Annotated in this window: 22 protein-coding genes; 11 read left to right on the forward strand and 11 right to left on the reverse strand. The window is 67.6% G+C overall.

The genetic code is table 11. From position 1 onward, the window contains the following. The first annotated feature begins 271 nt into the window (after window positions 1-271). Window positions 272-1,465 (forward strand): adenylyltransferase/sulfurtransferase MoeZ, encoded by a 1,194-nt coding sequence (gene moeZ, locus ACFWUU_RS24480; protein ID WP_137258212.1) that lies wholly within the window; start codon window positions 272-274, stop codon window positions 1,463-1,465. Here the strand turns inward: moeZ and ACFWUU_RS24485 are convergent. Continuing rightward, the gene (locus tag ACFWUU_RS24485; RefSeq protein ID WP_380178515.1) at window positions 1,462-2,247 is read right to left on the reverse strand and encodes a maleylpyruvate isomerase family mycothiol-dependent enzyme; all 786 of its coding nucleotides are present in this window, start codon (window positions 2,245-2,247) and stop codon (window positions 1,462-1,464) included. The genes moeZ and ACFWUU_RS24485 overlap by 4 nt on opposite strands. Next, window positions 2,244-2,885 (reverse strand): TetR/AcrR family transcriptional regulator, encoded by a 642-nt coding sequence (locus ACFWUU_RS24490; protein WP_380178517.1) that lies wholly within the window; start codon window positions 2,883-2,885, stop codon window positions 2,244-2,246. Before ACFWUU_RS24490 ends, ACFWUU_RS24485 begins: the two co-directional genes overlap by 4 nt. An 87-nt stretch (window positions 2,886-2,972) precedes the next feature. Between ACFWUU_RS24490 and ACFWUU_RS24495 the strand changes: the two genes are divergently transcribed. The 4 genes from ACFWUU_RS24495 to ACFWUU_RS24510 are packed head-to-tail and all read left to right on the forward strand — an operon-like array spanning window position 2,973 to window position 4,801. Next, entirely contained in the window at window positions 2,973-3,239 is a 267-nt protein-coding gene (locus tag ACFWUU_RS24495) for a DUF2277 domain-containing protein (RefSeq protein ID WP_137258209.1), read from the forward strand. Between the two features lie 10 nt (window positions 3,240-3,249). After that, window positions 3,250-3,606 (forward strand): hypothetical protein, encoded by a 357-nt coding sequence (locus ACFWUU_RS24500; protein ID WP_380178519.1) that lies wholly within the window; start codon window positions 3,250-3,252, stop codon window positions 3,604-3,606. 49 nt (window positions 3,607-3,655) lie between these two features. Next, a complete protein-coding gene (locus ACFWUU_RS24505) occupies window positions 3,656-4,495 on the forward strand; it encodes a TIGR03560 family F420-dependent LLM class oxidoreductase (protein WP_380178521.1) in 840 nt (279 codons plus the stop codon). A 9-nt stretch (window positions 4,496-4,504) separates the two neighbouring features. Further along, window positions 4,505-4,801 carry an MGMT family protein gene (locus tag ACFWUU_RS24510; protein WP_137258206.1) on the forward strand — a complete coding sequence of 99 codons (297 nt, stop codon included), beginning with the start codon at window positions 4,505-4,507 and terminating at the stop codon, window positions 4,799-4,801. Between the two features lie 4 nt (window positions 4,802-4,805). Here ACFWUU_RS24510 and ACFWUU_RS24515 read toward each other — a convergent pair whose 3' ends face one another. Next, window positions 4,806-5,717, reverse strand: a complete 912-nt coding sequence (locus ACFWUU_RS24515; RefSeq protein ID WP_380178523.1) for a hypothetical protein — start codon at window positions 5,715-5,717, stop codon at window positions 4,806-4,808. A 161-nt stretch (window positions 5,718-5,878) separates the two neighbouring features. Between ACFWUU_RS24515 and ACFWUU_RS24520 the strand changes: the two genes are divergently transcribed. Both ACFWUU_RS24520 and ACFWUU_RS24525 read left to right on the forward strand, forming a co-directional pair. Next, on the forward strand, window positions 5,879-9,097 hold the full coding sequence (locus tag ACFWUU_RS24520; RefSeq protein ID WP_380178525.1) for an ATP-dependent helicase: 3,219 nt from the start codon (window positions 5,879-5,881) through the stop codon (window positions 9,095-9,097). Continuing rightward, on the forward strand, window positions 9,097-12,324 hold the full coding sequence (locus ACFWUU_RS24525; protein ID WP_380178527.1) for a UvrD-helicase domain-containing protein: 3,228 nt from the start codon (window positions 9,097-9,099) through the stop codon (window positions 12,322-12,324). The genes ACFWUU_RS24520 and ACFWUU_RS24525 overlap by 1 nt, the downstream gene beginning before the upstream one ends. A 2-nt stretch (window positions 12,325-12,326) precedes the next feature. Here the strand turns inward: ACFWUU_RS24525 and ACFWUU_RS24530 are convergent, their stop codons facing one another. Next, window positions 12,327-13,193, reverse strand: a complete 867-nt coding sequence (locus ACFWUU_RS24530; protein ID WP_380178529.1) for a LysR family transcriptional regulator — start codon at window positions 13,191-13,193, stop codon at window positions 12,327-12,329. Between the two features lie 75 nt (window positions 13,194-13,268). Here ACFWUU_RS24530 and ACFWUU_RS24535 point away from each other — a divergent pair, with 75 nt between their 5' ends. Then, window positions 13,269-13,778 carry a hypothetical protein gene (locus ACFWUU_RS24535; RefSeq protein ID WP_380178531.1) on the forward strand — a complete coding sequence of 170 codons (510 nt, stop codon included), beginning with the start codon at window positions 13,269-13,271 and terminating at the stop codon, window positions 13,776-13,778. Window positions 13,779-13,796: 18 nt separating this feature from the next. Here ACFWUU_RS24535 and ACFWUU_RS24540 read toward each other — a convergent pair whose 3' ends face one another. The 4 genes from ACFWUU_RS24540 to ACFWUU_RS24555 all read right to left on the reverse strand — a co-directional run bounded on the left by ACFWUU_RS24540 (window position 13,797) and on the right by ACFWUU_RS24555 (window position 17,323). Beyond that, entirely contained in the window at window positions 13,797-14,339 is a 543-nt protein-coding gene (locus ACFWUU_RS24540; RefSeq protein ID WP_380178533.1) for a Uma2 family endonuclease, read from the reverse strand. Window positions 14,340-14,477: 138 nt separating this feature from the next. Next, window positions 14,478-14,969 carry a Uma2 family endonuclease gene (locus ACFWUU_RS24545; RefSeq protein WP_380178535.1) on the reverse strand — a complete coding sequence of 164 codons (492 nt, stop codon included), beginning with the start codon at window positions 14,967-14,969 and terminating at the stop codon, window positions 14,478-14,480. Between the two features lie 39 nt (window positions 14,970-15,008). Further along, a complete protein-coding gene (locus ACFWUU_RS24550) occupies window positions 15,009-16,736 on the reverse strand; it encodes an IucA/IucC family protein (protein WP_380178537.1) in 1,728 nt (575 codons plus the stop codon). After that, the gene (locus tag ACFWUU_RS24555) at window positions 16,736-17,323 is read right to left on the reverse strand and encodes a GNAT family N-acetyltransferase (RefSeq protein WP_380178539.1); all 588 of its coding nucleotides are present in this window, start codon (window positions 17,321-17,323) and stop codon (window positions 16,736-16,738) included. Before ACFWUU_RS24555 ends, ACFWUU_RS24550 begins: the two co-directional genes overlap by 1 nt. A gap of 124 nt (window positions 17,324-17,447) precedes the next feature. On the opposite strand from ACFWUU_RS24555, the gene ACFWUU_RS24560 reads away from it, so the two are divergent. Together ACFWUU_RS24560 and ACFWUU_RS24565 are read left to right on the forward strand one after the other, a co-directional pair. Beyond that, a complete protein-coding gene (locus ACFWUU_RS24560; protein ID WP_380178541.1) occupies window positions 17,448-18,371 on the forward strand; it encodes a sigma-70 family RNA polymerase sigma factor in 924 nt (307 codons plus the stop codon). Between the two features lie 13 nt (window positions 18,372-18,384). After that, window positions 18,385-19,065: a GPP34 family phosphoprotein gene (locus ACFWUU_RS24565; protein WP_380178543.1), complete on the forward strand. Its 681-nt coding sequence runs from the start codon at window positions 18,385-18,387 to the stop codon at window positions 19,063-19,065. Here ACFWUU_RS24565 and ACFWUU_RS24570 read toward each other — a convergent pair. Genes ACFWUU_RS24570 through ACFWUU_RS24580 form a run of 3 tightly spaced genes read right to left on the reverse strand, consistent with a single transcriptional unit; the run spans window position 19,051 to window position 22,562 of the window. Beyond that, on the reverse strand, window positions 19,051-20,616 hold the full coding sequence (locus tag ACFWUU_RS24570; RefSeq protein WP_380178546.1) for an AMP-binding protein: 1,566 nt from the start codon (window positions 20,614-20,616) through the stop codon (window positions 19,051-19,053). The two genes, ACFWUU_RS24565 and ACFWUU_RS24570, sit on opposite strands and share 15 nt — an antisense overlap. A gap of 10 nt (window positions 20,617-20,626) precedes the next feature. Beyond that, a complete protein-coding gene (locus ACFWUU_RS24575; protein WP_137258195.1) occupies window positions 20,627-21,751 on the reverse strand; it encodes a DUF5938 domain-containing protein in 1,125 nt (374 codons plus the stop codon). Between the two features lie 4 nt (window positions 21,752-21,755). Next, window positions 21,756-22,562 (reverse strand): SDR family NAD(P)-dependent oxidoreductase, encoded by an 807-nt coding sequence (locus ACFWUU_RS24580; protein ID WP_380178549.1) that lies wholly within the window; start codon window positions 22,560-22,562, stop codon window positions 21,756-21,758. 169 nt (window positions 22,563-22,731) lie between these two features. Between ACFWUU_RS24580 and ACFWUU_RS24585 the strand changes: the two genes are divergently transcribed. After that, the gene (locus ACFWUU_RS24585) at window positions 22,732-23,373 is read left to right on the forward strand and encodes a TetR/AcrR family transcriptional regulator (RefSeq protein ID WP_380178551.1); all 642 of its coding nucleotides are present in this window, start codon (window positions 22,732-22,734) and stop codon (window positions 23,371-23,373) included. The last annotated feature ends 1 nt before the right edge of the window (window position 23,374 follow it).

Consider the following 23,374-nt stretch of genomic DNA (forward strand, 5'->3'; position numbering starts at 1 on the left):
TGCGGCTTAAACTTTATGCGCGGAAATACTGGACCTCGCCGGCCCCGCCCTGATGGCCACGATCCCGAACACTGCGACTCACTTCGACACCCAATTTTTACCCCGAGGTGCCGGCCCCCGGGGGGGCGCCCGCCACGTCTCGTTTCTGAGACGACTCTCCCGGGATGTGGACTCCGGCAGGGGTGGCTTGGCAGGTGCGGGAACATGGGGGTGGGAGAGATGGTTGAAAACCTTCAGATCCCGTCCGACGTCTTCTTGAGGAGCCGACAACGTGTCGTCATTGCCACCGCTGGTCGAACCGGCCGATGAGCTCACGATCGACGAGGTGCGACGCTACTCGCGGCACCTGATCATCCCCGAGGTCGGGATGGCCGGGCAGAAGCGGCTGAAGAACGCCAAGGTGCTGGTCATCGGCGCCGGCGGCCTCGGCAGCCCCGCGCTGCTGTACCTGGCCGCGGCCGGTGTCGGCACGCTCGGCATCGTCGAGTTCGACACCGTCGACGAGTCGAACCTGCAGCGCCAGATCATCCACGGCCAGTCCGACGTGGGCAAGTCCAAGGCCCAGTCGGCCAAGGAATCCATCCTCGAGGCCAACCCGTACACGAACGTCGTCCTGCACGAGACCCGGCTGGACAACGACAACGTGTTCGAGATCTTCGAGCAGTACGACCTGATCGTCGACGGCACCGACAACTTCGCCACCCGGTACCTGGTGAACGACGCCGCGGTGCTGCTCGGCAAGCCGTACGTCTGGGGCTCGATCTTCCGCTTCGACGGCCAGGTCAGCGTGTTCTGGGCCGAGCACGGCCCGTGCTACCGCTGCCTGTACCCGGAGCCGCCGCCACCCGGCATGGTCCCGTCCTGCGCCGAAGGCGGCGTACTCGGCGTGCTCTGCGCGTCCGTCGGCGCGGCCCAGGTGACCGAGGCGATCAAGCTGCTCACCGGTATCGGCGACCCGTCGCTCGGCCGGCTGAACATCTACGAGGCGCTCGACCTCAACTGGCGTTCGCTGAAGGTCCGCAAGGACCCGAACTGCGCGATCTGCGGTGAGAACCCGACCGTCACCGAGCTGATCGACTACGAGAACTTCTGCGGCGCGATCACCGAGGAGGCGGCCGACGCCGCCGTCGGTTCGACGATCTCGGTGAAGCAGCTGAGCGAGTGGATCAAGCTCAAGGACAACGGCGAGAAGGACTTCGTGCTGATCGACGTCCGCGAGCCGAACGAGTACGAGATCAACCGGATCCCGGGCTCGGTGCTGATCCCGAAGGCCGACTTCCAAACCGGCGTCGCGCTCGAGAAGCTGCCGCAGGACAAGCAGTTGGTCTTCCACTGCAAGTCCGGCGTCCGCTCGGCCGAGGTCCTGGCAATCGCCAAGGGCGCAGGCTTCTCCGACGCCGTCCACGTCGGCGGCGGCGTGGTGGCCTGGGTCGATCAGATCGACCCAAGCCAACCGTCTTACTAAAACGGCATCCGGCAGGACGCGACCGCCTCAGCGGCTGCGGGGTCACCCGTAACCGCTGGGGCGTCGTCGCGTCCGGACAGCGTCCGCATGTAGGCGACGGCGTCCACCGCGGCGCGACCTACCGGCTCACCCCTCCCGAGTTGATAGGTCCCACCTCCCGGCCCGGTCAGCTCGAGTACGACGGCCGGCCGCTCACCCCAGAACGGTCCCGCGGCCTCGAGGTCGTAGATCACCTGCGCGATCAGCTCCCCGGCGTACGGACCGGCGTCGAACGACCGTCCCAGCGCCTGGCACACGTCGTCGCGGTGCATCCACAGGTCCCGCGCCAGCAGGATGTCCCGCACATAGCCCAGCGACATCCGCGGTACGTCATCCACCTGCATCGTCATCCGCCGCATCAGCTCGGGATTGCGGGAGATCCGGTGGCTCGCCTTCGCCCACACCTCGTCGAACTGCGACCGCAGTTCGGCCGGCGGCGTACCGCGGTGCTCGTCGGCCTGCACCATCATGTGCGCGTCGAACCGCGGGATGCCGGGGTACACCCGCTTCCCCTTGCGGAACCGGCGCGGGAACGACAGCGGCCGGACCACGTCCTCGGCCTGCCCGATCAGATGGCCCGCGATGTCCGCGACATCCCACTCGTCGCAGACGGTACGGCGGTGCCACTCGTCCCCCTCGATCGACGCGAGCAACTCGTGCCACGCCTGGAGCTCGGCCTCCCGATGGACCCGGCACCGCGGGCGATCAGCACGCCCGATCTGTTCAGCTAGTACTGCAGTCATTTCTTCCCCCTGGTCGGTGCGTAGTGCTGGTAGAACATCTCGAGTACGACGGGCAGCAGCCGCGTGAACCGTCCCTCTTCGAAGGTCGCGTCGGGCTCGTTCGCCATCTGCTGCGAGAGCACCCCGGACGTCACCAAGGTGAACAGTGCGACCCCCTGCTCGCTCGCCGCGTCCGGATGCAACCGGCCCGCGTCGACTCCCGCCTGGAGGTGCCGCTGCAGCTCGGCCAGCACCTCCTTGGCCGGCGCGAACGCCTCTGGGCTCGGCTCGAACCCGGGCACGGTGCGCCAGAACATCAGCTGCGAGTAGACCGGGTTCTGCATGCTCCACCGGGCGAACGCCGTCGTGCCGATCAGATGCAACTCCACGACGTCGTCGGTGGTCGCGGCCGCGACGGCCTCCTGCTGCGCGGCCAGGAACAGCTCGGACCCGCGCTGGAACAGTGCGTCGTAGATCGCCATCTTCGACGGGAAGTACTGGTACAGCGACGGCGGCTGCATGCCGAGCCGGCGCGCGACCGCGGACAGGCTCAGTGCCGCAACGCCCTCGACCTCCATCAGTTCGATCGCGACGTCGAGGATCTCCCCGATGGTCTCCTGACGACGGCGGGTACGGCGGTCCGGCACGGTGGTGCTCATATCATGAGGAAAACCTAAGACCGTTAGGGAAGTCAATACCTTGTAGATTTCGAGCCTCTTGTCCCACCGGCCACGTACTGTCGTGACATGTGCAGAAACATCACCGTGCTCCGGGGACTCGAGCCGTCCGCGACCTCTGAGGAGATCTACGCGGCGGCGCTGCAGTACGTGCGGAAGGTGACCGGCGTCGGCTCGCTCAGTGCGACCACGCGCGGCCCGATCGAGCGCGCGGCCACCGAGGTCGCGAAGATCACCGAACAGCTGCTGGAGGAGATGCCGGCCCGCCGGACCCCGCCGCAGACCGTCCCACCGTTGCGGCGCCCCGAGGTCCGCGCGCGCCTCGGTCTCGACTAAGAGCCTTGCAATGGGGGAGGGGGCTCGTCCGGAGCGCCGGCACCAGGGGGTGGTGTTCGGGCTGATCGTTGCCGGTGTGCTGTTGTCGCTGACCAGCGCCAATGCCGAGACCGAGTTGTCCCGTCGTCGGCATGCTGCCTGCGACGGCACGCTGCCGCTGCCGACGAGTGCGTTCGTGCTCAGCTTCACCGGCGTGGCCGTGGGGGCGGTCGCGCTGTACCTGCTGCTGCGCTGGTTCGGGCGGAGCCGGGAGACGATCGTGCTGATCCTGTTCTGGACCGCGGTCGCCGCGATCGTGTCCGAGGTCTTCACCGTGGTGACGGTCCTCCAACAGAGCCGTCCGATCACCGGCCTGTGCGTCGGCTAGTTGGTAGTGTCACGTCCCGGGAAACGGTTCCCCCTTAGGGAGGCGCGGGATGCGGTTCGCGATCAAGACCAGGCCGGAACACACCACCTGGCAGCAGATGCGGGACGTGTGGGTCGCGGCGGACCAGTTCGAGATCTTCGAGTCCGCCTGGCACTGGGATCACTTCTACCCGCTCAGCGGTGACATGCAGGGCCCGAACCTGGAGGCCTGGACGACGCTCGCCGCGCTGGCGCAGGCGACGTCGCGGATCCGGCTCGGCTGCCAGGTGACCGGGATGATCTACCGGCACCCGGCCGTCCTCGCGAACATGGCGGCGACCACCGACATCATCAGCAACGGCCGGCTCGAGCTCGGCATCGGCGCCGGCTGGAACGAGATGGAGACCGCGGCGTACGGCATCGACCTGTACCCGTTGAAGGAGCGCTTCGACCGCTTCGACGAGGGCACGCAGGCGATGATCGCGCTGCTCACCGAGAAGGTCGCGAACTTCGACGGCAAGTACATCAAGCTCACCGAGGCGTACTGCAACCCGAAGCCGGTGCAGACCCCGCACCCGCCGATCACGATCGGCGGCAAGGGCCCGAAGCGGACGCTGCGCGCGGTCGCCCGCTGGGCGCAGCAATGGAACGTGATCGTCCCGAACCCGGAGGAGTGGAAGCCCCTCAAGGACGTCCTGGTCCAGCGCTGCGAGGAGGTCGGCCGCGACGTCAACGAGATCACCTGCTCGGTCAACGTCCGTGTCGACCCGGACAGCCCGCTCGACAAGGCGGTCGCCGAGGCAGCGGCGTACGGCGAGGCCGGCGTCGATCTGGTGATCATGAACCTGCCGCTGGACGCGCCGCCGTCCGTCCTGGAGCCGCTCGCGAAGGCGCTCGCGCCTCTCGCCTAGATTGATCCCGTGGACAGGGAGGAATACGTCGAGGCCGTGCTGCGGGCGGTGGAGTCGATCCCGGAGGGCAGCGTCGCGACGTACGGCGACATCGCGGAGTATGTCGGACAGGGCGGGCCGCGGCAGGTCGGCGCGATCATGCGCGAGTACGGCGCGAGCGTGCCGTGGTGGCGGGTGATCCGCGCGTCCGGCGTACCGGCGGACGAGGTCGGCGACGAGCAGCTGCACCGGCTGCGGTCGGACGGGGTGCGGATCACCAACGGGCGCGTGAACCTCCGCGACGCCCGTTGGGATCCACAGGGCTGACCCTTTACTCGCCGTTCAGCGGCGTGCCTGCCTGCGAGGTGCGCAGGAAGTAGATCGGGTCGTTGAAGGTGCCCGGGACCTTGCCCAGGCTCTGGATGACGGTGGCCGTACCGTTGGCGTGACCAACGGCATACAGGTACGCCGAACCGCTGTCGGTGTCGATCGCGGCGAGCAGCGTGGACTGCGTCCCGCACTTCTCCGCGACGATCGCCTCGAAGCCCTGCCAGGTCGAGGACCGGACGACCTTCACGACCGGCGACAACGGCGACGTGGTCGGGATGTGGATCGTGTACAGCGCGCCGGCCTTGGTGGTGGCCAGGAATGTGTCGTACGTCGACGTGGTGCTGATCAGCGTCATCGTCTTCACGGCCGAGAACCCGGCGAACGTACCGAGCGGGTGGAACCCTTCGGCGTCACGCTTCCACCGCACCAGGGTGCCGTCGTTGCGCATCGCGTAGAAGTACTGCCGCGTCGGCGAGGCGCCCTTCGGGTACGCCGCCCGCGCGATCGAGGTGTACGCGTTCATGTCGAACATCGCGACCCCACGGCCCCACCACGGTCCGTCCGGCACGTTGTTGATCACCGTGCTGTAGAGGGTGTCGCCGTACAACGCATAACCGCTGTCCGAGCTGCCGCCCTCGGGTTCCGGCTTGAACTCCCAGGTCGCGCTCGCCCGCGTCTCGCCCGGCTCGGCGACCTGCGGACCGACCCGGCGTTCGCTCGCGACCGGCGGGCTCGCGGCGGACAGTACCTGGTCGACATAGTTGCCCTGCGCGGTGATCGAACCGAGGTCCAGTGAACAGATCGACTGGATCTTCGGATTCGCCGTGGTCGCCGCGGAGGCAGTGGCGGTCCCGAGACCCGCCAGCAGAACAGCCGCCCCCAGGAGGGCGGCCGTGCGTCGCATCGTCCTCATTCGGTGCTCCTCATCGTTGGTGTTGCTTCCGAGGTACTCGATGCGATCCGGGTGCGGAAAGTTATGGCTCGGCTACGTTGCCTTGTCCGGTTTCCGGCTATCCGGGCGGGGTCCGGGGTGGCTCGTCGCAGATTGTCGGTGGGGTCTGTTGGGATGGTGCGATGGTCAGCAGACAGGGGTCCCGGTATCGGTTGGTCCGGGCCGAGGGACGAAGCGCGGCGGCGCCGGTCCTGGATGCTGATCAGCAGGCGGTGGTGGATCATCCCGGCGGACCGTTGCTGGTGCTGGCGGGCCCCGGGACCGGGAAGACGACGACGTTGGTCGAGGCGGTCGTCGACCGGGTGCGCAATCGCGGACTGAGTCCGGACGAGGTGCTCGTGCTGACCTTCGGGCGGAAGGCGGCGACCGAGCTCCGGGATCGCATCACGAGCCGGCTCGGGCGGACGACCCGGGTGATGCCATCCATGACTTTCCATTCCTTCTGCTACGCGTTGCTCCGACGGTTCACGCCGGCCGACGCGTTCGACGTGCCGCTGCGGCTGCCGTCCGGGCCGGAGCAGTCGTTGCGGTTGAGCGAGGCGTTGTCGGGCAGTCGCGAGGTCGGTGCGGTGCACTGGCCCGGCAGTCTGCATCCGGCGTTGAAGACGCGCGGGTTCACCGACGAGGTGCAGGCGGTGATCGGCAAGGCGCGGCAGCTGGGCCTCGATCCCGAGGACCTGTCCGCGATCGGCCGGTCGGCGGAGCGGGCCGAGTGGGTCGCGGTCGGCGACTTCTTCGAGGAGTACCTGCAGGTCCTCGACGCCGAGCAGGTGCTGGACTACTCCGAGCTCATCCATCGCGCGGTGATCCTCGCGCAGCAGCCGTCGGTGCAGGCCAAGTTGCGAGCCGAGTTCAAGGCCGTCTTCGTCGACGAGTATCAGGACACCGATCCCGGTCAGACCAAGCTGTTGCAGGCGATCGCGGGCGACGGCCGGGACCTTGTCGTCGTCGGCGATCCGGACCAGTCGATCTACACGTTCCGCGGAGCCGACGTCCGTGGCCTGCTGCGGTTCGCCGACGAGTTCCCGAATCGGGACGGCTCCGAGGCGGCCCAGATCGCGTTGGGTACGACGCGACGCTTCGGTACGACGCTGCAGCGCGTATCGCGCAACGTCGTCAACCGGCTCGGCGTACCGGGATCACTCGACCGGGAGACGTTCGAACGGTTCCGCAACCCGGATGCGTCGGCGTGCGTGTTCGGCCCGGGCAAGGTCGAGGCGAACCTCTACTCGACGAGCGGCGCCGAGCTCGAGCACATCGCGGACCTGCTGCGGCGGGCGCATGTGCAGGACGGCATCGGGTGGCACGAGATGGCTGTGCTGGTGCGGTCCGGCAGCCGATCGATCCCGCCGCTGCGACGTGCGCTGTCCGCGGCCGGGATTCCGGTGGACGTCGCGGGTGACGAGTTGCCGCTGTCGCGTGAGCCCGCCGTACGACCGATGCTGCTTGCGTTGCGGGCGGTGGCTGATCCCGAGACGCTGACCGTTGAGATCGTGCGGGCGTTGGCGTTGTCGCCGTTGGGGGCGATGGACGCGGGGCAGTTGCGGCGGCTGGCGCGGGTGCTGCGCCGGCGTGATCGCGATGCTGCGGGCGGTCAGCGGTTGCCGCGCTCGTCGGACGAGTTGCTGCGGGAAGCGTTGATGAATCCGTTGCTGCTCGACGAGGAGGCGTCACCGGCCGAGGCGCGGTTCGCGGCGCTGGGCGAGCGGTTGCTGAAGGCAAGGAACATCGTGACCGCGGGCGCTGCGCCGGACGAGGTGATGTGGTCGCTGTGGTCCGAGTCGCCATGGTTGCGGCGGTTGCGCGGGCAGGCCGGTTCGGGTGGCGAGATCGCCCGCACGGCCAACCGGGATCTGGATTCGCTGTGCGCGTTGTTCGACGCCGCGAGCCGGGCGGAGGAGCAGGTCGGGTTCAAGGGCGTGTCGGCGTTCCTGTCGGAGTTGGAGTCGCTGGACATCGCGGGGGACAACCGGTTCGACGGGACGTACCGCGAGGCCGGCGTACAGCTGATGACCGCGCACCGGTCGAAGGGTCTGCAGTGGCGGCTGGTCGTGGTGGCTTCGGTGCAGGAGGGGCAGTGGCCTGACCTGCGGCGACGTGGGTCGTTGCTGGAGCCGGACCGGTTGGGGACGGACGGGCTGATCGATCCGTTGTCGGCCGGTGCGTTGCTGGCCGAGGAGAGACGGTTGTTCTACGTCGCGATCACCCGGGCGCGGGAGCGGTTGATCGTGACGGCGGTGCAGGCACCCGAGGCCGACGGCGACCAGCCATCCCGATTCCTTGCCGAGCTCGACATTCCTTTGAAACTGGTCGCCGGCCGACCGCGGCGGCCGCTGTCGTTGCCTGGTCTGGTTGCTGATCTGCGTTGTGTGCTCGCGGATCCTTCGTCGTCACCTGCGTTGAAGCGGGTGGCGGCGGACCGGTTGGCTCAGCTGGCGGATGCTGTCGACGACCGCGAGTATGCATTGGTGCCGACGGCGGATCCCTCGCGGTGGTGGGGTGTGCGGGAGCGGACGCAGTCGGTGCTGCCGATCGCGGATCCTTCGCTGCCGGTGCCGCTGTCCGGGAGTGCGTTGACGACGATCGTGGACTGTCCGCTGCGCTGGTTCCTGACGCGACGGGCCGGTGGGGAGACGCCGAGTACGTCGGCGCTCGGGTTCGGGTCGGTGCTGCATGCGTTGGCCGATGCGGTCGCGACCGGGACGCTGCCGCCGTCGGTCGACGAGCTGAACGGATGGCTGGACAAGGTGTGGACGCAGCTCGAGTTCGAGTCCGCGTGGATCTCGGACCGGGAGCGGGGCGAGGCCGAGCAGGCGCTGCGCCGGTTCGTCGCGTGGCACCAGGGACGGCCGGACCGGACGCTGGTGGGGACCGAGGTGGAGTTCGACGTACTGCTGCCGGACGCGGAGAAGCCTGCCGTGCGGGTGAAGGGGCGGATGGACCGGGTCGAGAAGGATCCGGAAGGGACTGTCCGGGTGGTCGACCTCAAGACCGGTCGGACGATCCCGACCAAGCCGGCGCTGGAACGGCATGTCCAGCTGGCGATCTACCAGCGGGCGATCAACTCGCGCCAGATGAAGAAGCTCGGCGAGGACGCGGTCGCCGGTGGCGCCGAGCTGGTCCAGTTGCGGCACGACGACAACGGCGGCTTCCCGAAGGTGCAGCACCAAGGCCCGCTGGAAGCTGACGACGACGGCCGCACGTGGCTCGACGAAGCCGTCGACGACGCCGAGTCGATGATCCGCACCGAGCAGTTCACCGCCCAACGCAACGACGGCTGCAACCGCTGCGAAGCCCGAGCCCTCTGCCCGATCCAGCCAGAAGGCCGGGAGATCGTCTGATGGCCGCCGCTCAACTCCGGACCACTGCAGACCTGTGCGACCTCCTCGGCATCCCGTTCTCCGACCAGCAGCTGGCCGCGATCACAGCCCCGCTCGCGCCCGGCGTGATTGTCGCGGGAGCCGGCTCCGGTAAGACGACGGCGATGGCTGCTCGCGTGGTGTGGCTGATCTGCACGGGGCAGGTCAAGCCGGAGGAAGTGCTCGGGCTGACGTTCACGAAGAAGGCTGCCAACGAGCTCGACGTACGGATCCGGGACGACCTGACGAAGGCCGGCGTACTCGGATCGACCTTGCCGAAGGACGTCCACCCGCTGCTGGCGGCGCACCTGCGCAGCAACATCCCCAACTGGGAGCCCGAAGAGCCGGGCGAGCCGGTTGTCTCGACGTACCACGCGTTCGCCGGCACGTTGATCGCGGAGCACGGGCTGCGACTCGGCCTCGAACCGGACTCGCGAGTGCTTGCCGATGCGACGCGTTTCCAGCTCGCTGGTCGGGTCGTACGGCGGTCCGCGGGGCCGATCCGGTTTGCGTCGCATCACGTGCCCACTCTTGTGAACAGCCTGCTGGCGCTCGATGGTGAGCTGGTGGATCATCTGCTCCGGGCGGACGACATCCGCGACCACGACGACGCCGTACGGCAAGAGGTTGCGGCTGCTCGCAAGCAGACGGTGGAGGTCCGCAAGCTCGCTGAGACCTCGTTGAAGCGTGGCGAGATCCTGCAGTTGGTCGAGGAGTACCAGGCTTACAAGGCTGAGCGTGGTGTGGTCGACTTCGCCGATCAGATGGCGCTGGGTGCGCGGCTGGCGGAGGAGTGTCCGGAGGTCGCGGCGGTCGAGCGGGCGCGGTACAAGGTGGTGCTGCTCGACGAGTATCAGGACACCTCTGTCTCGCAGCGCCGGATGTTGACGGCTTTGTTTGCCGCGGGCGATGGCCGGGGTCATCCCGTCACCGCGGTCGGCGATCCGTGCCAGGCGATCTATGGGTGGCGCGGGGCGTCGGTTGCGAACCTCGACGAGTTCCCTGAGCACTTCCCGCAGGCCGACGGCTCACCGGCCCAGCGGTATGTGTTGAGCATCAACCGTCGCTGTGGCAGTCGCATCCTCGCGGCCGCCAACCAGCACGCCGCCGAGCTCTACGAGCAGCATCCCGGTGTCATCCCGCTCGAGGCCCCGCCGGACGCTCCGGAGGGTGCGATCACCGTCGGGCTGTTCGAGACGCGTTCGCAGGAGATCGAGTGGGTCGCCGACGCGATCGTCGCTGCGCACCAGACCAGGAACCGCCGCTGGAAGGACATCGGCATCCTGATGCGGACGAACGTCGACCTCAGCGCGGTCCACGAAGCGCTGATCGCCCGGAAGGTGCCGGTCGAGGTCGTCGGTCTCGGCGGACTCCTGGCGCTGCCCGAGGTCGTCGACGTCGTCGCGACGCTGCAAGCCGTCAACGACCTCACCGCGAACGCCGCCATGCTCCGCATCCTCACCGGGCCGCGCTACCGGATCGGCCACCGCGACCTGGCGCTGCTCGCCAACCGGGCCCGTGCCCTAGCGGATGCGGGCGAACGACCGGCCGCTGACGACCTGGTTGCGGCGCTGGACGCTGCTGTTGCCGGGATGGATTCGACCGAGGTCATCTCGCTCGCGGAAGCGGTCGACGATCCGGGACGGGCGGAGTACGCGCCGGAAGCTTTGGTCCGCTTCAAAGAGCTGTCCTCTGAGCTCCGCGAACTGCGTGCGCATGCCAGTGAGCCGCTGCTCGATCTGGTCCGGCGAGTGATCAGCACGATCGGCCTAGACGTCGAGTTGACCGCGACACCCGACCACGTCGACGCCGGTCGCCGCGACCACCTCGCTGCCTTTTTGGATGCCGTCGGCAACTTCGTGTCGACCGAGTCGGACGGCTCGCTGGACGGCCTGCTGGCGTATCTGGCCGCCGAGGAGGAGTACGCCGCCGGCCTCGACCTCGCCGTACCGAGTGAGGCGGACTCGGTGAAGCTGCTGACGACGCACCGGTCGAAGGGGCTGGAGTGGCCGGTCGTGTTCGTGCCGACGCTGGTTTCGAAGGTGTTCCCGTCGGATCGCGGCCGGGACAAGTGGACGACGAACGCGAAGGTGCTGCCGTGGCCGCTGCGCGGTGACGCGGACACGCTGCCGGATATCCACGACCTGTCGAACGCAGGGCTGAAGGCGTTCGCGGACGAGTGCAAGGACATGAACGCGCTGGAGGAACGGCGGCTCGGGTACGTCGCTTTCACCCGCGCGAAGGACCTGTTGGTCGCGACCGGGCACTGGTGGGGTCCGACGCAGAAGCGCCCGCGCGGCCCGTCGTCGTACCTGTCGACGCTGAAGAAGCACGCCGGTGAGCGCGTGATCGCGTGGGCGGAGCAGCCGGAGCTGACCGCGGAGAACCCGGAGCTGGCGGAGCAGACGCAGGCGCCGTGGCCGACCGCGTACGACCTGGAGTCGTACCAGCGGCGGCTCGACGCGGCGGCGCTGGTGCAGCTGTCGCGGGCGGAGGGTCCGTCGGTCGAGGCCGAGGAGTCGCTGCTGCTGGACGAGCAGGCGACGGTCGCGCGCTGGGACTCGGAGCTCGAGCGATTGTTGTCCGAGGCAAGGGAAAGCCGGAGCCGGAAGGCGTACGACGTGACCCTGCCTGCGGCGTTGTCGGCGACGCAGGTGATGCGGCTGGCGAAGGACCCGGACGGTCTGGCCGCCGAGCTGGCGCGCCCGATGCCTCGCAAACCCAACCGGGCGGCGCGTTTCGGCACCCGCTTCCATGCTTGGGTGGAGAGCTACTTCGGCCAGCAGTTGCTGCTCGATCCGGACGATCTCCCTGGTGCGGCGGACGAGGACATCGTCGACGACACGGATCTGACCGATCTGATGGATGCGTTCCGCGATGGGCCGTTCGGCGAGACCACGCCGTACGAGATCGAGGCGCCGTTCGCCCTCGCGCTCGACGGCCGTGTCATCCGCGGCCGGATCGACGCCGTGTACCAGGTGGTCCGCGAGGACGGCTCGCGCGGGTATGACGTTATCGACTGGAAAACGCATCGCTCCGAGACCGCCGACCCACTTCAGCTGGCTATCTACCGAGTCGCCTGGTCAGAGCTGATGAATATCCCGCTCTCGCAAATCTCAGCGGCCTTTTACTACGTCCGCACGGGCGACATCGTCCGCCCGGAGAACCTTCCGGACAAGGGGGAGCTCGTCAGCCTCCTCAACGGATGAGGTCATGCCGCGGCGGCCTCCTCGAGCGCCGCGAGCAGGGCCGCGATCGCGGGTGGGTCGGGTGGCTCGCCGTACGTCGCGGCGTACACGTGCCGGCGCGAGTCGGGGATCTCGGTCGCGAAGATGCCGTCGATCCGGTGGCTGCGTAGAGCCAGACCGGGGATGGTCGTCACCCCGAGACCGGACCTGACCAGGGCCTGCATCACCACCATGTCGTCGGACGTGTACCCGACCCGCGGTTCGTAGCCCTCCACCGCGCACAGAGAAATCAGATGACTGCGGCAACGATCACAGCCGGCGATCCAGGTCGCGTCGCTCAACTCGGCGAGCGTGACCGGCCGGTCCTTCGAGAGCAGGTACACCGGGTCGTCCAGCAGATGGTGCAGCCGTACGCCGGCGGGCTCCGGCTCGGTCTCGTCGTACCGGAAGACGATCGCGACATCGATGGTGCCGGTGCGCAGGAGCTCGAGCGCTTCGGGCGGATGCATATCGGTCAGGCTCACCTGGAGCCCGGGGTGCTTGCCGGCCAGCGCCTCGACGGCCGCCGGTACGAGCGATCCGATCGCCGACGAGAATCCGGCGAGACGAACCCGTCCCACCCGCAGGCCGACGTGGGCGGCGAGCTCGGCGTCGGCCGCGTCGATCCGGCCGATGATCTCCGCGGCCCGGGCGGCGAGCATCCGGCCGGTTTCGGTCAGCCGGATGCCGCGGCCGGCGCGCTGCAGCAGCTGGGCGCCGGTCTCGGCCTCCAGCCGGGACAGGTGGTGCGTGACGGACGGCTGCGAGTAGTGCAGTTCGCGGGCGGCGGCGGTGACCGATCCAAGGCGGGCGACGGCGTCGATGACGCGCAACTTCGTGACATCGAGCATGTATCAAACCCATCTATGGGTGAGAACGGATCTTGGCATTAGACGCTATGGGTTGAGGGGGCGCACGCTCAAGACATGACGACGACAACGACCTCCACCAGCACACTGACAGACCTCGCCGCGGGCGTTCGTACCGCAATCGGTCAGCACGCCGACTGGCACGGCACCGCTCAGTTCGTGGCCGAGGAGCTACGCCGCCACCTGCCGACTCCCGACGTACTGACGGCCGAGCAGCGCCTCGGATCGGCGGACCGGTACCAGAGTCACACGTTGCACGTCGAGCCGGACGGTTCGTTCTCGATCATCGCCCTGGTCTGGCGCCCCGGCCAGCTGACCCGGATCCACGACCACGTCACCTGGTGCGTCTTCGGAGTGATCCAGGGCGTCGAACACGAGGACCTCTACGACGCCGACCTCAACCTGGTCGGCCAGAGCGACAACCACGTCGGCGACGTCAGCGGCTTCGCCCCACCCGGCGACATCCACCGAGTCAACAACACCTCCGACACCACAGCAATCTCCATCCACATCTACGGCACCGACGTAACCCGCATCGGCTCCAGCGCCCGCCGCTACTACAACTGACGACAGCCGGCGTGTTCTTCAGCGCTCGCGGAGTAGCTCGGCGGGGACGATCTGTGCGGGGAACGGCAGCGTCGCCTCGAAGACCTTCTCGCCGACCACGACATCTCGCTCGACGTACAGGCCGTCCACAAGTTCGAGCACGGTCAGCGTCTCTTGCTCCGGATCCAGAATCCAGTAGGACTGCACACCTGCTTGCTCGTAGACCCCACGCTTCAGCAGGAGATCCAGCATCCTGGTGCTGGGCGACAGGATCTCGACCGCGAGAGCCAGCGGCTTTCGCGCGTGCTTCGAGCCGTGCTCGTCCGGACTGCAGACCAGCACATCGGGCTGGACCGAACGCTTGGAGGTCGGCCGGTAGTCGAACGGCGCAACGAGGACTTCAAAGCCGGCGGGGCAGGCGATGTTGAGTGTGCTGCTCAGTCGGACGACCGCCCGCTGGTGGACCCGCGCAGGTGCAGGCGTCACGAACAGACCGCCGTCGATGATCTCGCGCCGTCTCCCGTCGTCGGGTGCGGTGTCGAGGTAGGCCAAGGTGTAGGGCCCTGACTCAAGTGGTTCCACGGACACAATGGTGCCTCCTTCTCGGTCACTGCACCAGCATGGTGGGTACCGATGGGTGATCGACACCGTTTCGACGATCTGCCCCGGGTTGCCCCGGAATACAGGGCAATCTGCCCCGACATGCCCCGGTCTGCCCCGCTATCCAGTCAGGGCAGCGGGTGTCAGGTCGACGGGAAACGGATGGGTGGCGTGGAAGGTTTCTTCGGGTTGGACTACGGCTTGGCAGGTGTAGCCGGTGGGGGTGAGTTGCAGGATCGTCAGTTCTTGGGTGGTGGGGTCGAGGAGCCAGTAGGACGGGATGTGGTGGGTTTCGTAGAGGGTGCGTTTGAGGACTACGTCTGTCGTGCGGGTGGAGGGGGAGAGGACTTCTACGGCCAGGACCGGTGGCTGGGTGGCTGAGTAGTTGCGGGGGCAGACGAGGAGGTCGGGGCGGAGAGTGGTGTGGGGAGTCGGGCGGAAGGCGAATGAGCCGACCGAGACGAGCAGATCGGGTGGGCAGGCTTGTTTCAGGACCACCATCAACGCGATCACGGCCGCGTGGTGGGCAGGGGGTTGGGCGCCGGTGATGAGGAGGCGGCCGTCGACCACCTCGTAGCGGCGGCCGTCGCGGGGTGCTTCAACCGTGGTCACCGCAACAGCTTGACCGATTACGCAGTACTGCGGCGTGAGTTATCCACAGGCGAGCGGGTTCTCCAACGTGCCGACGAACTGCAATGAGCCGGCGACATCCGTAAGGTCGACCATCTGCTGGTTGTTGCGGAGCTGCAGCCGGTTCAGGCAGGACAGGGCGAACTCCGGCGTGAAAATGTCGTACTTCGCGAACGCCTCGGCCAACTCCGGCGTCGCGGCCTGGTAGTCGCGCACCGCCTCCGCCACCACCGACCAGAACTCGTCAGGCGTCAGCAGACCTTCGCGATCCAGCAACGGTGACAAGAACCGGAAGATGCAGTCGAAGATGTCGGTGAAGATCGACAGCAGCTTCTCGTCGTCAGGAACCTCGGCGCGCACCCGCTCCGCGTCCGCCGGGATCGGCGTCGACGGGCTCAGTACGGCGATCTCCTCCGCGATGTCCTTCATGATGACGCGGATCGGGATCGCGTCCCGCAGTACCAGGATCAGGTTCTCGCCGTGCGGCATGAACACCAGCTCGTACGCGTAGAAGCTGTGCAGCAACGGGATCAGATACGCATCGACGTACGCCCGCAACCAGTCCGCCGGCGCCAACCCCGACTCCCGCACCAACGCCGCCGCCAGCGAAGCCCCATGCCGATCGACATGCAGTAGCGACGCCATCGTCGCCAGCCGCTCACCCGGCTCCAACGACGGCACCGGGCTCTCCCGCCACAACGCCGACAACATCTTCCGGTACGGCGACGTCTTGTCCGTAGCGTTCTCGTAGTACAGGTTGTGGTACCCCGCCGCCGCGACCTCGCGCAGCACGCTGAAGCCGTACCGCTTCAGAACAAGGTCGTTCGAGACCACCGAGTGAACCCAGTCGTTGATCGCCGGTGTCGCGGCCATGTACGACGGCGACAGCCCGCGCATGAACCCCATGTTGAGCACCGACAACGCCGTCTTCACGTAGCACCGCCCCGGCGCAGACCGGTTGAAGAACGTCCGGATCGACTGCTGCGGCTGGTAGATATCATCCGTCGAACCCAGATGGATGATGTGCCGCTGCGCGATATCGGCCGCGAACGTGATCGACGTCTTGTTCTCCCACTGCCACGGATGCACCGGCAGATACACGTACTCCGCAGGATCGGCGCCCACGGCAACAATTCGCGCGGCAAAGCGGTCGAACACCTCGGTCCCGAGCTCCGCGCGAAGAAGCTCGTCGTAGGACAGCGTGTTGCTCTGAGCAACCGTGGTCCGGTCCCGGCGCGTGGCGATCCAGGTCAGCTGCACCGGCGCCCCGGTCTCGGGCGCATAGGCCAGGTAGTCGCTCACCCCGAACCCGAGCCGCCCGTTGTTCGCCACGAAGCACGGATGCCCCTCGGTCATCGCCGCCTCGATCACCTGGAAGTCCGCGGTGACCAGGTCCGCCGCGGTCAGGTCCGGCTTCGACAGCTTGTACGCCGCCGACGCCAGCGTGCTGCTGATCTCCTCGAGGTACACCGGCAGCATCTCCGCGCCGATCCCCAACTCCTCGTGGAACGCCGTGATGAACTCCAGCGCATCGATCGGCCCGCCGTCGTCGCGGACGATGCTCGCGGCATCGATATCCCAATGATTCAAGGGATACAGCCGAGCAGTGAACCGATACCCGCCGACCGCAAACCCGTTGCCGATGACAACAGGGATGAGAATGCGCTCGTGCGCGAACTCGGCCAGCGCCTTCCGCACCAGGGCGCGGTTGGCCACAGCCCAGACGTCCGGGTTCAAGTGCGAGATCATCAGCCTGCCTCGTTCATTCGGTGTGCGTCGGCGTACTGGTCGCGGGTGCAGAAGCTCAACCACGCCTGCTTGTCGGCCAGTTGTACGACGCTGTGCTTGCGGAACCCCATCCGCTCGTTCAGCGCCTGGATCTTCACGTTGCGTACGTCGGGCTCGACCACGACCCGATCGACCAGCGGATCGCTGAACAAGCTGTCCATGATCGTCTCGAACACCGCTGCGGTGAACCCGGCGATCGGGGTGATCGCCGGCCCGACCAGCACGTGCATGCCGATGTCACCCGGCGCGACGTCGTACACCTGACCGACCGCGTCGTACGCCGGCTCGTAGCGCTCCATCAGGAACGCGGGTCGGCCGTCGTGCTCACCGAGGAACGCGCGGTGGTGCGCGCTCTGCTCGATGCGGAGGTACTCCGCGTGTACGTCGGCGACCGATGCGTCGAGGAGACCCCAGTACCGCGCGTACGGCTGGGTGACCCAACTGTGCAGCGTGGTCACGTCCTCGGTCAGGTCGAACGGCCGGAGGCTGAGGGTGCCGAGGCCGGCGACGAAGCGCCGGTACGTCGGCTCGGGCAGTGCTCTGGTCATGGCGGGCTCTGCTTTCGAGGTGGGCGAACCTGTTAGCTAAGGCTTACCTTACTAGACGCTCGACCCTGCGAAGAACCGGGTCCGTATCCTGAGGGTCACCTCGTCCGTCCAGACAGGTATGACTATGACTGACGCTCTCGACCTACCCGAGCTGAAGGCGACCCGGCAGGCGCGCAGGGAGTTCCTCGACCGCCTCGAGCCGCTGCGCTCCGACCTGTACAAGTACTGCCGCCGGCTGACCGGCAACGCGTTCGACGCCGAGGACCTCGTGCAGGAGTCGCTGGCACGCGCGTTCACGCAGGCGGCGCAGGCGCACAGCCCGATCGTCAATCCGCGCGCCTGGTTGTTTCGCGTCGCCACCAACGCGTACGTCGACAGCTACCGCCGCCAGTCGCCCGTACTGGTCGATGCGCCGGAGCAGGCCGCTCCGGACACAGCCGACCCCGCAGAGGTCCGTGACGCCTGGGCTGAGCTCGTGACTCTCCTCCCGCCGCAGGAGCGCGCCGCACTCGCCCTGAAGGACCTCTTCGGCTTCACGCTCACCGAGGTCGCCGACGTACTGCGGACCTCGGTCGGCGCCGTCAAAGCAGCACTCCACCGCGGCCGCGGCCGCCTGGCCGACCCGGAGCGCTCTCTCAAGACCCGCGAGGCTCCGGACCGCCGCCTGCTCGATGCGGTCGCCGACGCGTTCACGGCGTACGACGTACCTCGGCTGACTGCTCTGCTGCTGGCCGACGCGGACAGCGAGATCCTCGGCGTACTGACGGAGTACGGCGCCGACAACATCCGCGGGGGCTCTATCGAGCACACTCTGGACCTGTCCAAGCCGTACCGCTACACAGCTGACGTCGTGGACCTCTGGGGCGAGTCTGTCCTGGTGATCCACATCGTCCGTGACGGCCACCGTGCTGTGAACGACCTGATGCGGCTGACCACCGAAGACGACAAGGTCCGGTCGATCCGCTGGTACTACTTCTCCCCGGACTTCCTCACCGAGGTCGCAGCCGCCCTCGGCGAGCCAGTAGAGCTGAACGGCCACCACTACTGATTACGGTAGAGGCATGCTGATTGCCGAAGACCTGTTGCTGCTCATGTACGACGACGAGACCGGCAAGCCGATCACCGGGTCGCCGGGGCTGGACTACGCGCTCGCCGGTGCGGTGCTGATCGAGCTCACGCTGCAGCACAAGCTCGACATCACCGGCCAGAACAGCGGGGAGAAGCCGGGGCGCCTCAAGGTGCTGGACGGTGCGCCGACCGGAGACCCGATCCTCGACGAGCGGCTGTCATACGTGGTCGACAAGCCGGGCAAGAAGCCGAAGGACCAGATCGGCAAGCTCTCGAAGCACCTGCGCGACCAGCTACTCGTCCGCCTCGCAGAGCGCGGTGTTCTGGAGGCGGAAGAGGGCAAGGTGCTCGGTCTGTTCCCGGTGACGCGCTGGCCGGCCAAGGACGCACGGCACGAGTCTGAGATCCGCGCCAAGCTGCACAGTGTGCTTGCCCAGGGACTTGCGCCGGACGAGCGCACCGGCGCGTTGATCGCGCTGATGAGCGCGCTGAACGTCGTACCGAAGGTTGTCACCGATGCCGTGGACAAGCGCGCCCTGAAGCAGCGGGCCAAGGAGATCGCCGACTCGGACTGGGCCGCCGAGGCTGTGAAGAAGGCCGTCGCGGAGATGCAGGCCGCGGTGACCGCCGCCATCGTGGTCTCCGCGACCGCAGGAGCATCAGCCAGTAGCTAGACGCGCCTTGATCTCGGGCTTGACCACCTTGCCGACCTTGGAGCGTGGCAGGTCGTGCCAGACGAGGACCTGCTTCGGTGCCTTCACGCTGCCGATGCGTGCCTTCGCGAACGCGATCAGCTCCTCCGGCCCGACCAGACTGCCGGGCTGCAGCTGGACGACGGCGACGACTCGCTCGCCCCACTTCTCATCAGGTTGTCCGACAACTGCGCAATCCTGTACGTCGGTGTGCGCCATCAGCGCCTGCTCGACCTCGGTGGAGTACACGTTGAAGCCGCCGGTGATGATCATGTCCTTCGCCCGGTCGACGATGTACAGGAAGTTGTCGCCGTCGAGGTAGCCGATGTCACCGGTGTGGTGCCAGCCGTAGGCCGACGCCGCTGCGGTCGCATCGGGGTTGCGGTAGTAGCCCCGCATCACCAATGAGCCGCGGACGACGATCTCACCTCGCTCGCCCGAGGGAAGGAGAGCGCCGTCCGCGCCCATGATCGCCACCGTGACCAGCGGTGACGGCCGCCCGGCCGACGACAGCCGGCCCCGCGCAATGTTGCCTGCGGCATCGAAATGCGCGGCCGGCGGCAGGATCGAGATCATCATCGGCGCCTCGGTCTGCCCGAAGAGCTGCGCCATCACCGGACCGATCCGGTGCAGCGCCTCCTCGAGCCGGGCAACCGACATCGGCGCCGCGCCGTACCAGAAGCACCGCAACGACGACAGGTCCGTGGAGTCCAGCTCCGGCGCCGCCAGCACCATGTAGATCAGCGTCGGCGGCAAGAACGTGTGCGTCACCCCGTGTCGCGGTATCAGCTCCAGGAACGCGTGGACGTTGGGAGCTCGCATGATCACGATCTCCCCGCCGGACGCGAGCACAGGGAAGCAGAGCACCCCGGCCGCGTGCGTCAACGGCGCCAGCGCCAGATAGACCGGCCGCTCGCCGAAGGGGTACCCCATCAGCGTCAGCGCGGTCATCGTCTCGAGGTTGGCGTTGCCGAGCATCACTCCTTTCGGACGGCCCGTCGTACCCCCGGTCCCGACGATCATCGCGAGATCGTCCGGATCGGTCAGATCGGGTGCCGGCTGGGACGCGCCCCCGCTGAACGCGTCCCAACCGACGATTCTCCGACCGCTGGGGTGGGGGTCTGGGTCGGAGTCTGTGGGCTCCCCGTCGAGGCACACGAACGTGTGCACCTTGGGCAGCGAGTCCCGGATGCGGTCCACCAACGGCGCGAACGCCGACTGGTAGATCAGTACTTCGCAGTCGAACTGGTCGAGCAGCTCACGGTTCTCCGCGGCCTCGTTGCGCGGATTGATCGGGCACCAGATCGCACCGGCCCGGCTGATCCCGAACACGCAGCTGAACGCGATCGGGTCGTTCGCGGACAGGATCGCGACCTTCCCACCCGGACGTACGCCGGTCGCCTCCAGCGCGCCGGCGATCCGGTACGACAGCTGCTGCACCTCGGCGTACGAGAGCGTCTCGCCGTCCGTGGTGAGGCAGGCCGCATCCGGGCCCAGCGAGGCGCCCTTGTCCAGGTAGTCGACCAGTCGCACAACAGCTCCCTTAGTGCTGCACAGTCAGCTGCGGCTCGGACACCAGCCCGAAGCTCCGCAGTACGCCGAGCAGCTCGCGGTGACCGAACGCCTGGCAACCACTCGCGAACCCGACCCGCTTCGGCGGCGTCTGCAGCAGCGAGTACGCCGCGTACGCCTGCATCAGCCCGGTCTGCTGATAGTTGCTGTTGCCGTGGATGACACAGTGCGCCCGACCGAGCGGTCCGGAGGCGTGCACCGAGTCCAGCGTCTTGTTGACCCGCGGATTCTCCCGCGGCGGCATCTCGTTCATCACCTGGCGCGCGGTGGCGGTCAGTGCCTCGTTGCGCTCGTCCGGTGCCATGTCCTTGGTCGCCTCGAGCGCTGCGGCAACGATCTGCGGTACGCCGTTCATCAGCGCCGCGTTGAAGACACCGCCCTGCGCCTTGCAGTTGGCGACGCGCGGATCGCGCTTGAACCAGACCGGGTGCGACATTCCACCCCACGGCAGCGACAGGGCCAGCTCGTGCTGCCCGGGAACGACCAGCTGCACCAGACCCTGCGTCGGGAACTCGGCGTACTGGTTGTTCTCCAGGTAGTGCGCCTTCGAGGTCGCAGCGTTCACCAGGATCGTGCGGGTCGAGGCGATGGTCGGGCTGCCGCCCCAGAACACCGCGATGTCCAGGGTGTCCAGCCCGGGCTGCTCCAGACAGAGCTGTGCGGCGATCTCGCTCGTCGTGTACATCTGTGCGATACCGGGCGCCAGCACCAGTCCGGCCTCGGCGAACTGCGGACCGTACTTCTCGTCGCAGGTCATCAGCCAGTCCTGCTCACCGGTCGTGTCGGTGTAGTGAGCGCCTGCGGCCAGAGCTGCTTCCACAGCGGCCGGACCGAGCTCGCTGAACGGCCCGACGGTGTTCAGGACGACAGACGCGCCCTTGAACAGATCGGTCAGTGCGGCGGTGTCGTGGTCGACAACGGCGATCTCGTAGTCGGCGGTCTCGATGCCGGGAACGTGCGCATCCATCGAGGCCTTCAGCTTGGCCTCGTCGCGACCGGCCGCGACGAACGGGACGTGGTACTGCCGGAGGTACTCGCAGACCAGGCGGCCGGTGTAGCCGGAGGCGCCGTAGACGACGACAGGCTTGCTGCTCACGCGATCACATCCCCATTCCGCCGTCGACCGGCAGGCCGATGCCGGTGATGAACCGGGCCTCGTCCGATGCCAGGAAGACGACCGCGTCGGCCATGTCGGCGACCTCGCCGAGCCGGCCGGCCGGGGTCAGTGCGATGACGGCGCCGACCGCTGCCTCGGGAGACTCGAACAGTCCGAGTTGCGCGCAGTCGTTGGCCAGGCCCATCCCCATCTCGGTCGGGACCAGACCGGGGTACAGGCAGTTGACGCGGACGCCGTACCCGAGCTTGCCGGACTCCATCGCGGCGACCTTGGTGAGGCGATCGACCGCGGACTTGGTCGCGGAGTAGACCGCGATGCCGGGGAACGCGATGGTCGCGGCGACCGACGCGATGTTGATGATCGCGCCGCCCTGACCGGCCAGGCCCTCGGGCCGCATCGTCCGCAGGCCCCACTTGACTCCGAGCGTCGTGCCGAGGACGTTCACCTCGAGCATCTTGCGGATCTCGTCGGCGGTCACCTCGGTGAGCAGGCTGGTGATCTCGATCCCGGCGTTGTTCACCAGGATGTCCAGGCCGCCCATGATGTCGTTGGCCGCGACGACCGCGTTCTCCCACTGGGCGTCGTCGGTGATGTCGTGCGCGACGAAGCCGTTACCCGCTCCGTACTCGCTGTCCAACGCGTCGGCGACCTTCTCGCCCGCGTCCTTCTGCAGGTCGCTGATCACGACTTTCGCGCCGGCTGCCGCGAGGGCCTTCGCCATACCCTCACCCAGCCCCTGGGCGCCGCCGGTGACGAGGGCCTTGCGGCCGGAGAGATCGAGAGAACCCATCTGTAGCTCCTTTGCTGACACGACGAGGCTGGCTGTTTCACACTCTGGCCAGGTCTTTGACACCCGTCAAGACTTTGTTTGACACTTGTCAAGAAATCTCCCCGCACCGGGACGCGCCTGGCCCGGGGCGGGGTACTCTGACGCAACGACCCGATGAGGAGAGGGCGGTGTGGCAGTGACGTCAGCGAGCGTGACCGAACCGGACCGGCCGGCCCGGGTCTCCGGGATCGACAAGATCGAGCGACGCCGGGTGGCGCTGGCCGAGTCCGCGCTGAAGACCCTCGGCGAGCTCGGGTACGCGCGGACCAGCCTGCGGGAGATCGCGAACAACTCCGAGTTCACCCACGGCGTCGTGCACTACTACTTCCGCGACAAGATCGACCTGATCAGCTACTGCGTGCGCTACTACAAGACCAAGTGCGCCCGGCGGTACGACGAGGTCGTCGAGACGGCGACGTCGGGGGAGGAGCTGGTCACCGGGTTCCTGGCGAAGATGACCCAGACCCTGGTCGACGAGACCCCGATGCACAAACTCTGGTACGACCTGCGCGCGCAGAGCATGTTCGAGGAGCAGCTCCGCCTGGACGTCGAGGCGATCGACAAGCTGCTCGAGGAGATGATCTGGCGCATCCTCGGCCGGTACGCCGATCTCACCGCGACCACGCCGACCGTTGACGCGCCCACGGCGTACGCGCTGGTCGACGGCCTGTTCGAGCAGGCCGTCGTCGGCTACGCGGCGAACCCGGACAAGACCCCGGACCTGCTGACCGATCGGCTCCTGCAGGTCCTGCCCAAGCTCGTCGCGGCCTAAG

The organism is Kribbella sp. NPDC058693, from assembly GCF_042715335.1.
Taxonomy (GTDB): Bacteria; Actinomycetota; Actinomycetes; order Propionibacteriales; family Kribbellaceae; genus Kribbella; species Kribbella jiaozuonensis.

Coding starts and splice junctions, on each gene's coding strand:
- ACFWUU_RS24495 (WP_137258209.1), top strand. CDS start 2,973: ATGTGCAGAAACATCACCGTGCTCCGGGGACTCGAGCCGTCCGCGACC.
- ACFWUU_RS24555 (WP_380178539.1), bottom strand. CDS start 17,323: ATGACCAGAGCACTGCCCGAGCCGACGTACCGGCGCTTCGTCGCCGGC.
- ACFWUU_RS24550 (WP_380178537.1), bottom strand. CDS start 16,736: ATGATCTCGCACTTGAACCCGGACGTCTGGGCTGTGGCCAACCGCGCC.
- ACFWUU_RS24530 (WP_380178529.1), bottom strand. CDS start 13,193: ATGCTCGATGTCACGAAGTTGCGCGTCATCGACGCCGTCGCCCGCCTT.
- ACFWUU_RS24580 (WP_380178549.1), bottom strand. CDS start 22,562: ATGGGTTCTCTCGATCTCTCCGGCCGCAAGGCCCTCGTCACCGGCGGC.
- ACFWUU_RS24520 (WP_380178525.1), top strand. CDS start 5,879: ATGGTCAGCAGACAGGGGTCCCGGTATCGGTTGGTCCGGGCCGAGGGA.
- ACFWUU_RS24490 (WP_380178517.1), bottom strand. CDS start 2,885: ATGAGCACCACCGTGCCGGACCGCCGTACCCGCCGTCGTCAGGAGACC.
- ACFWUU_RS24485 (WP_380178515.1), bottom strand. CDS start 2,247: ATGACTGCAGTACTAGCTGAACAGATCGGGCGTGCTGATCGCCCGCGG.
- ACFWUU_RS24505 (WP_380178521.1), top strand. CDS start 3,656: ATGCGGTTCGCGATCAAGACCAGGCCGGAACACACCACCTGGCAGCAG.
- ACFWUU_RS24515 (WP_380178523.1), bottom strand. CDS start 5,717: ATGAGGACGATGCGACGCACGGCCGCCCTCCTGGGGGCGGCTGTTCTG.
- ACFWUU_RS24565 (WP_380178543.1), top strand. CDS start 18,385: ATGCTGATTGCCGAAGACCTGTTGCTGCTCATGTACGACGACGAGACC.
- ACFWUU_RS24525 (WP_380178527.1), top strand. CDS start 9,097: ATGGCCGCCGCTCAACTCCGGACCACTGCAGACCTGTGCGACCTCCTC.
- ACFWUU_RS24560 (WP_380178541.1), top strand. CDS start 17,448: ATGACTGACGCTCTCGACCTACCCGAGCTGAAGGCGACCCGGCAGGCG.
- ACFWUU_RS24535 (WP_380178531.1), top strand. CDS start 13,269: ATGACGACGACAACGACCTCCACCAGCACACTGACAGACCTCGCCGCG.
- ACFWUU_RS24500 (WP_380178519.1), top strand. CDS start 3,250: ATGGGGGAGGGGGCTCGTCCGGAGCGCCGGCACCAGGGGGTGGTGTTC.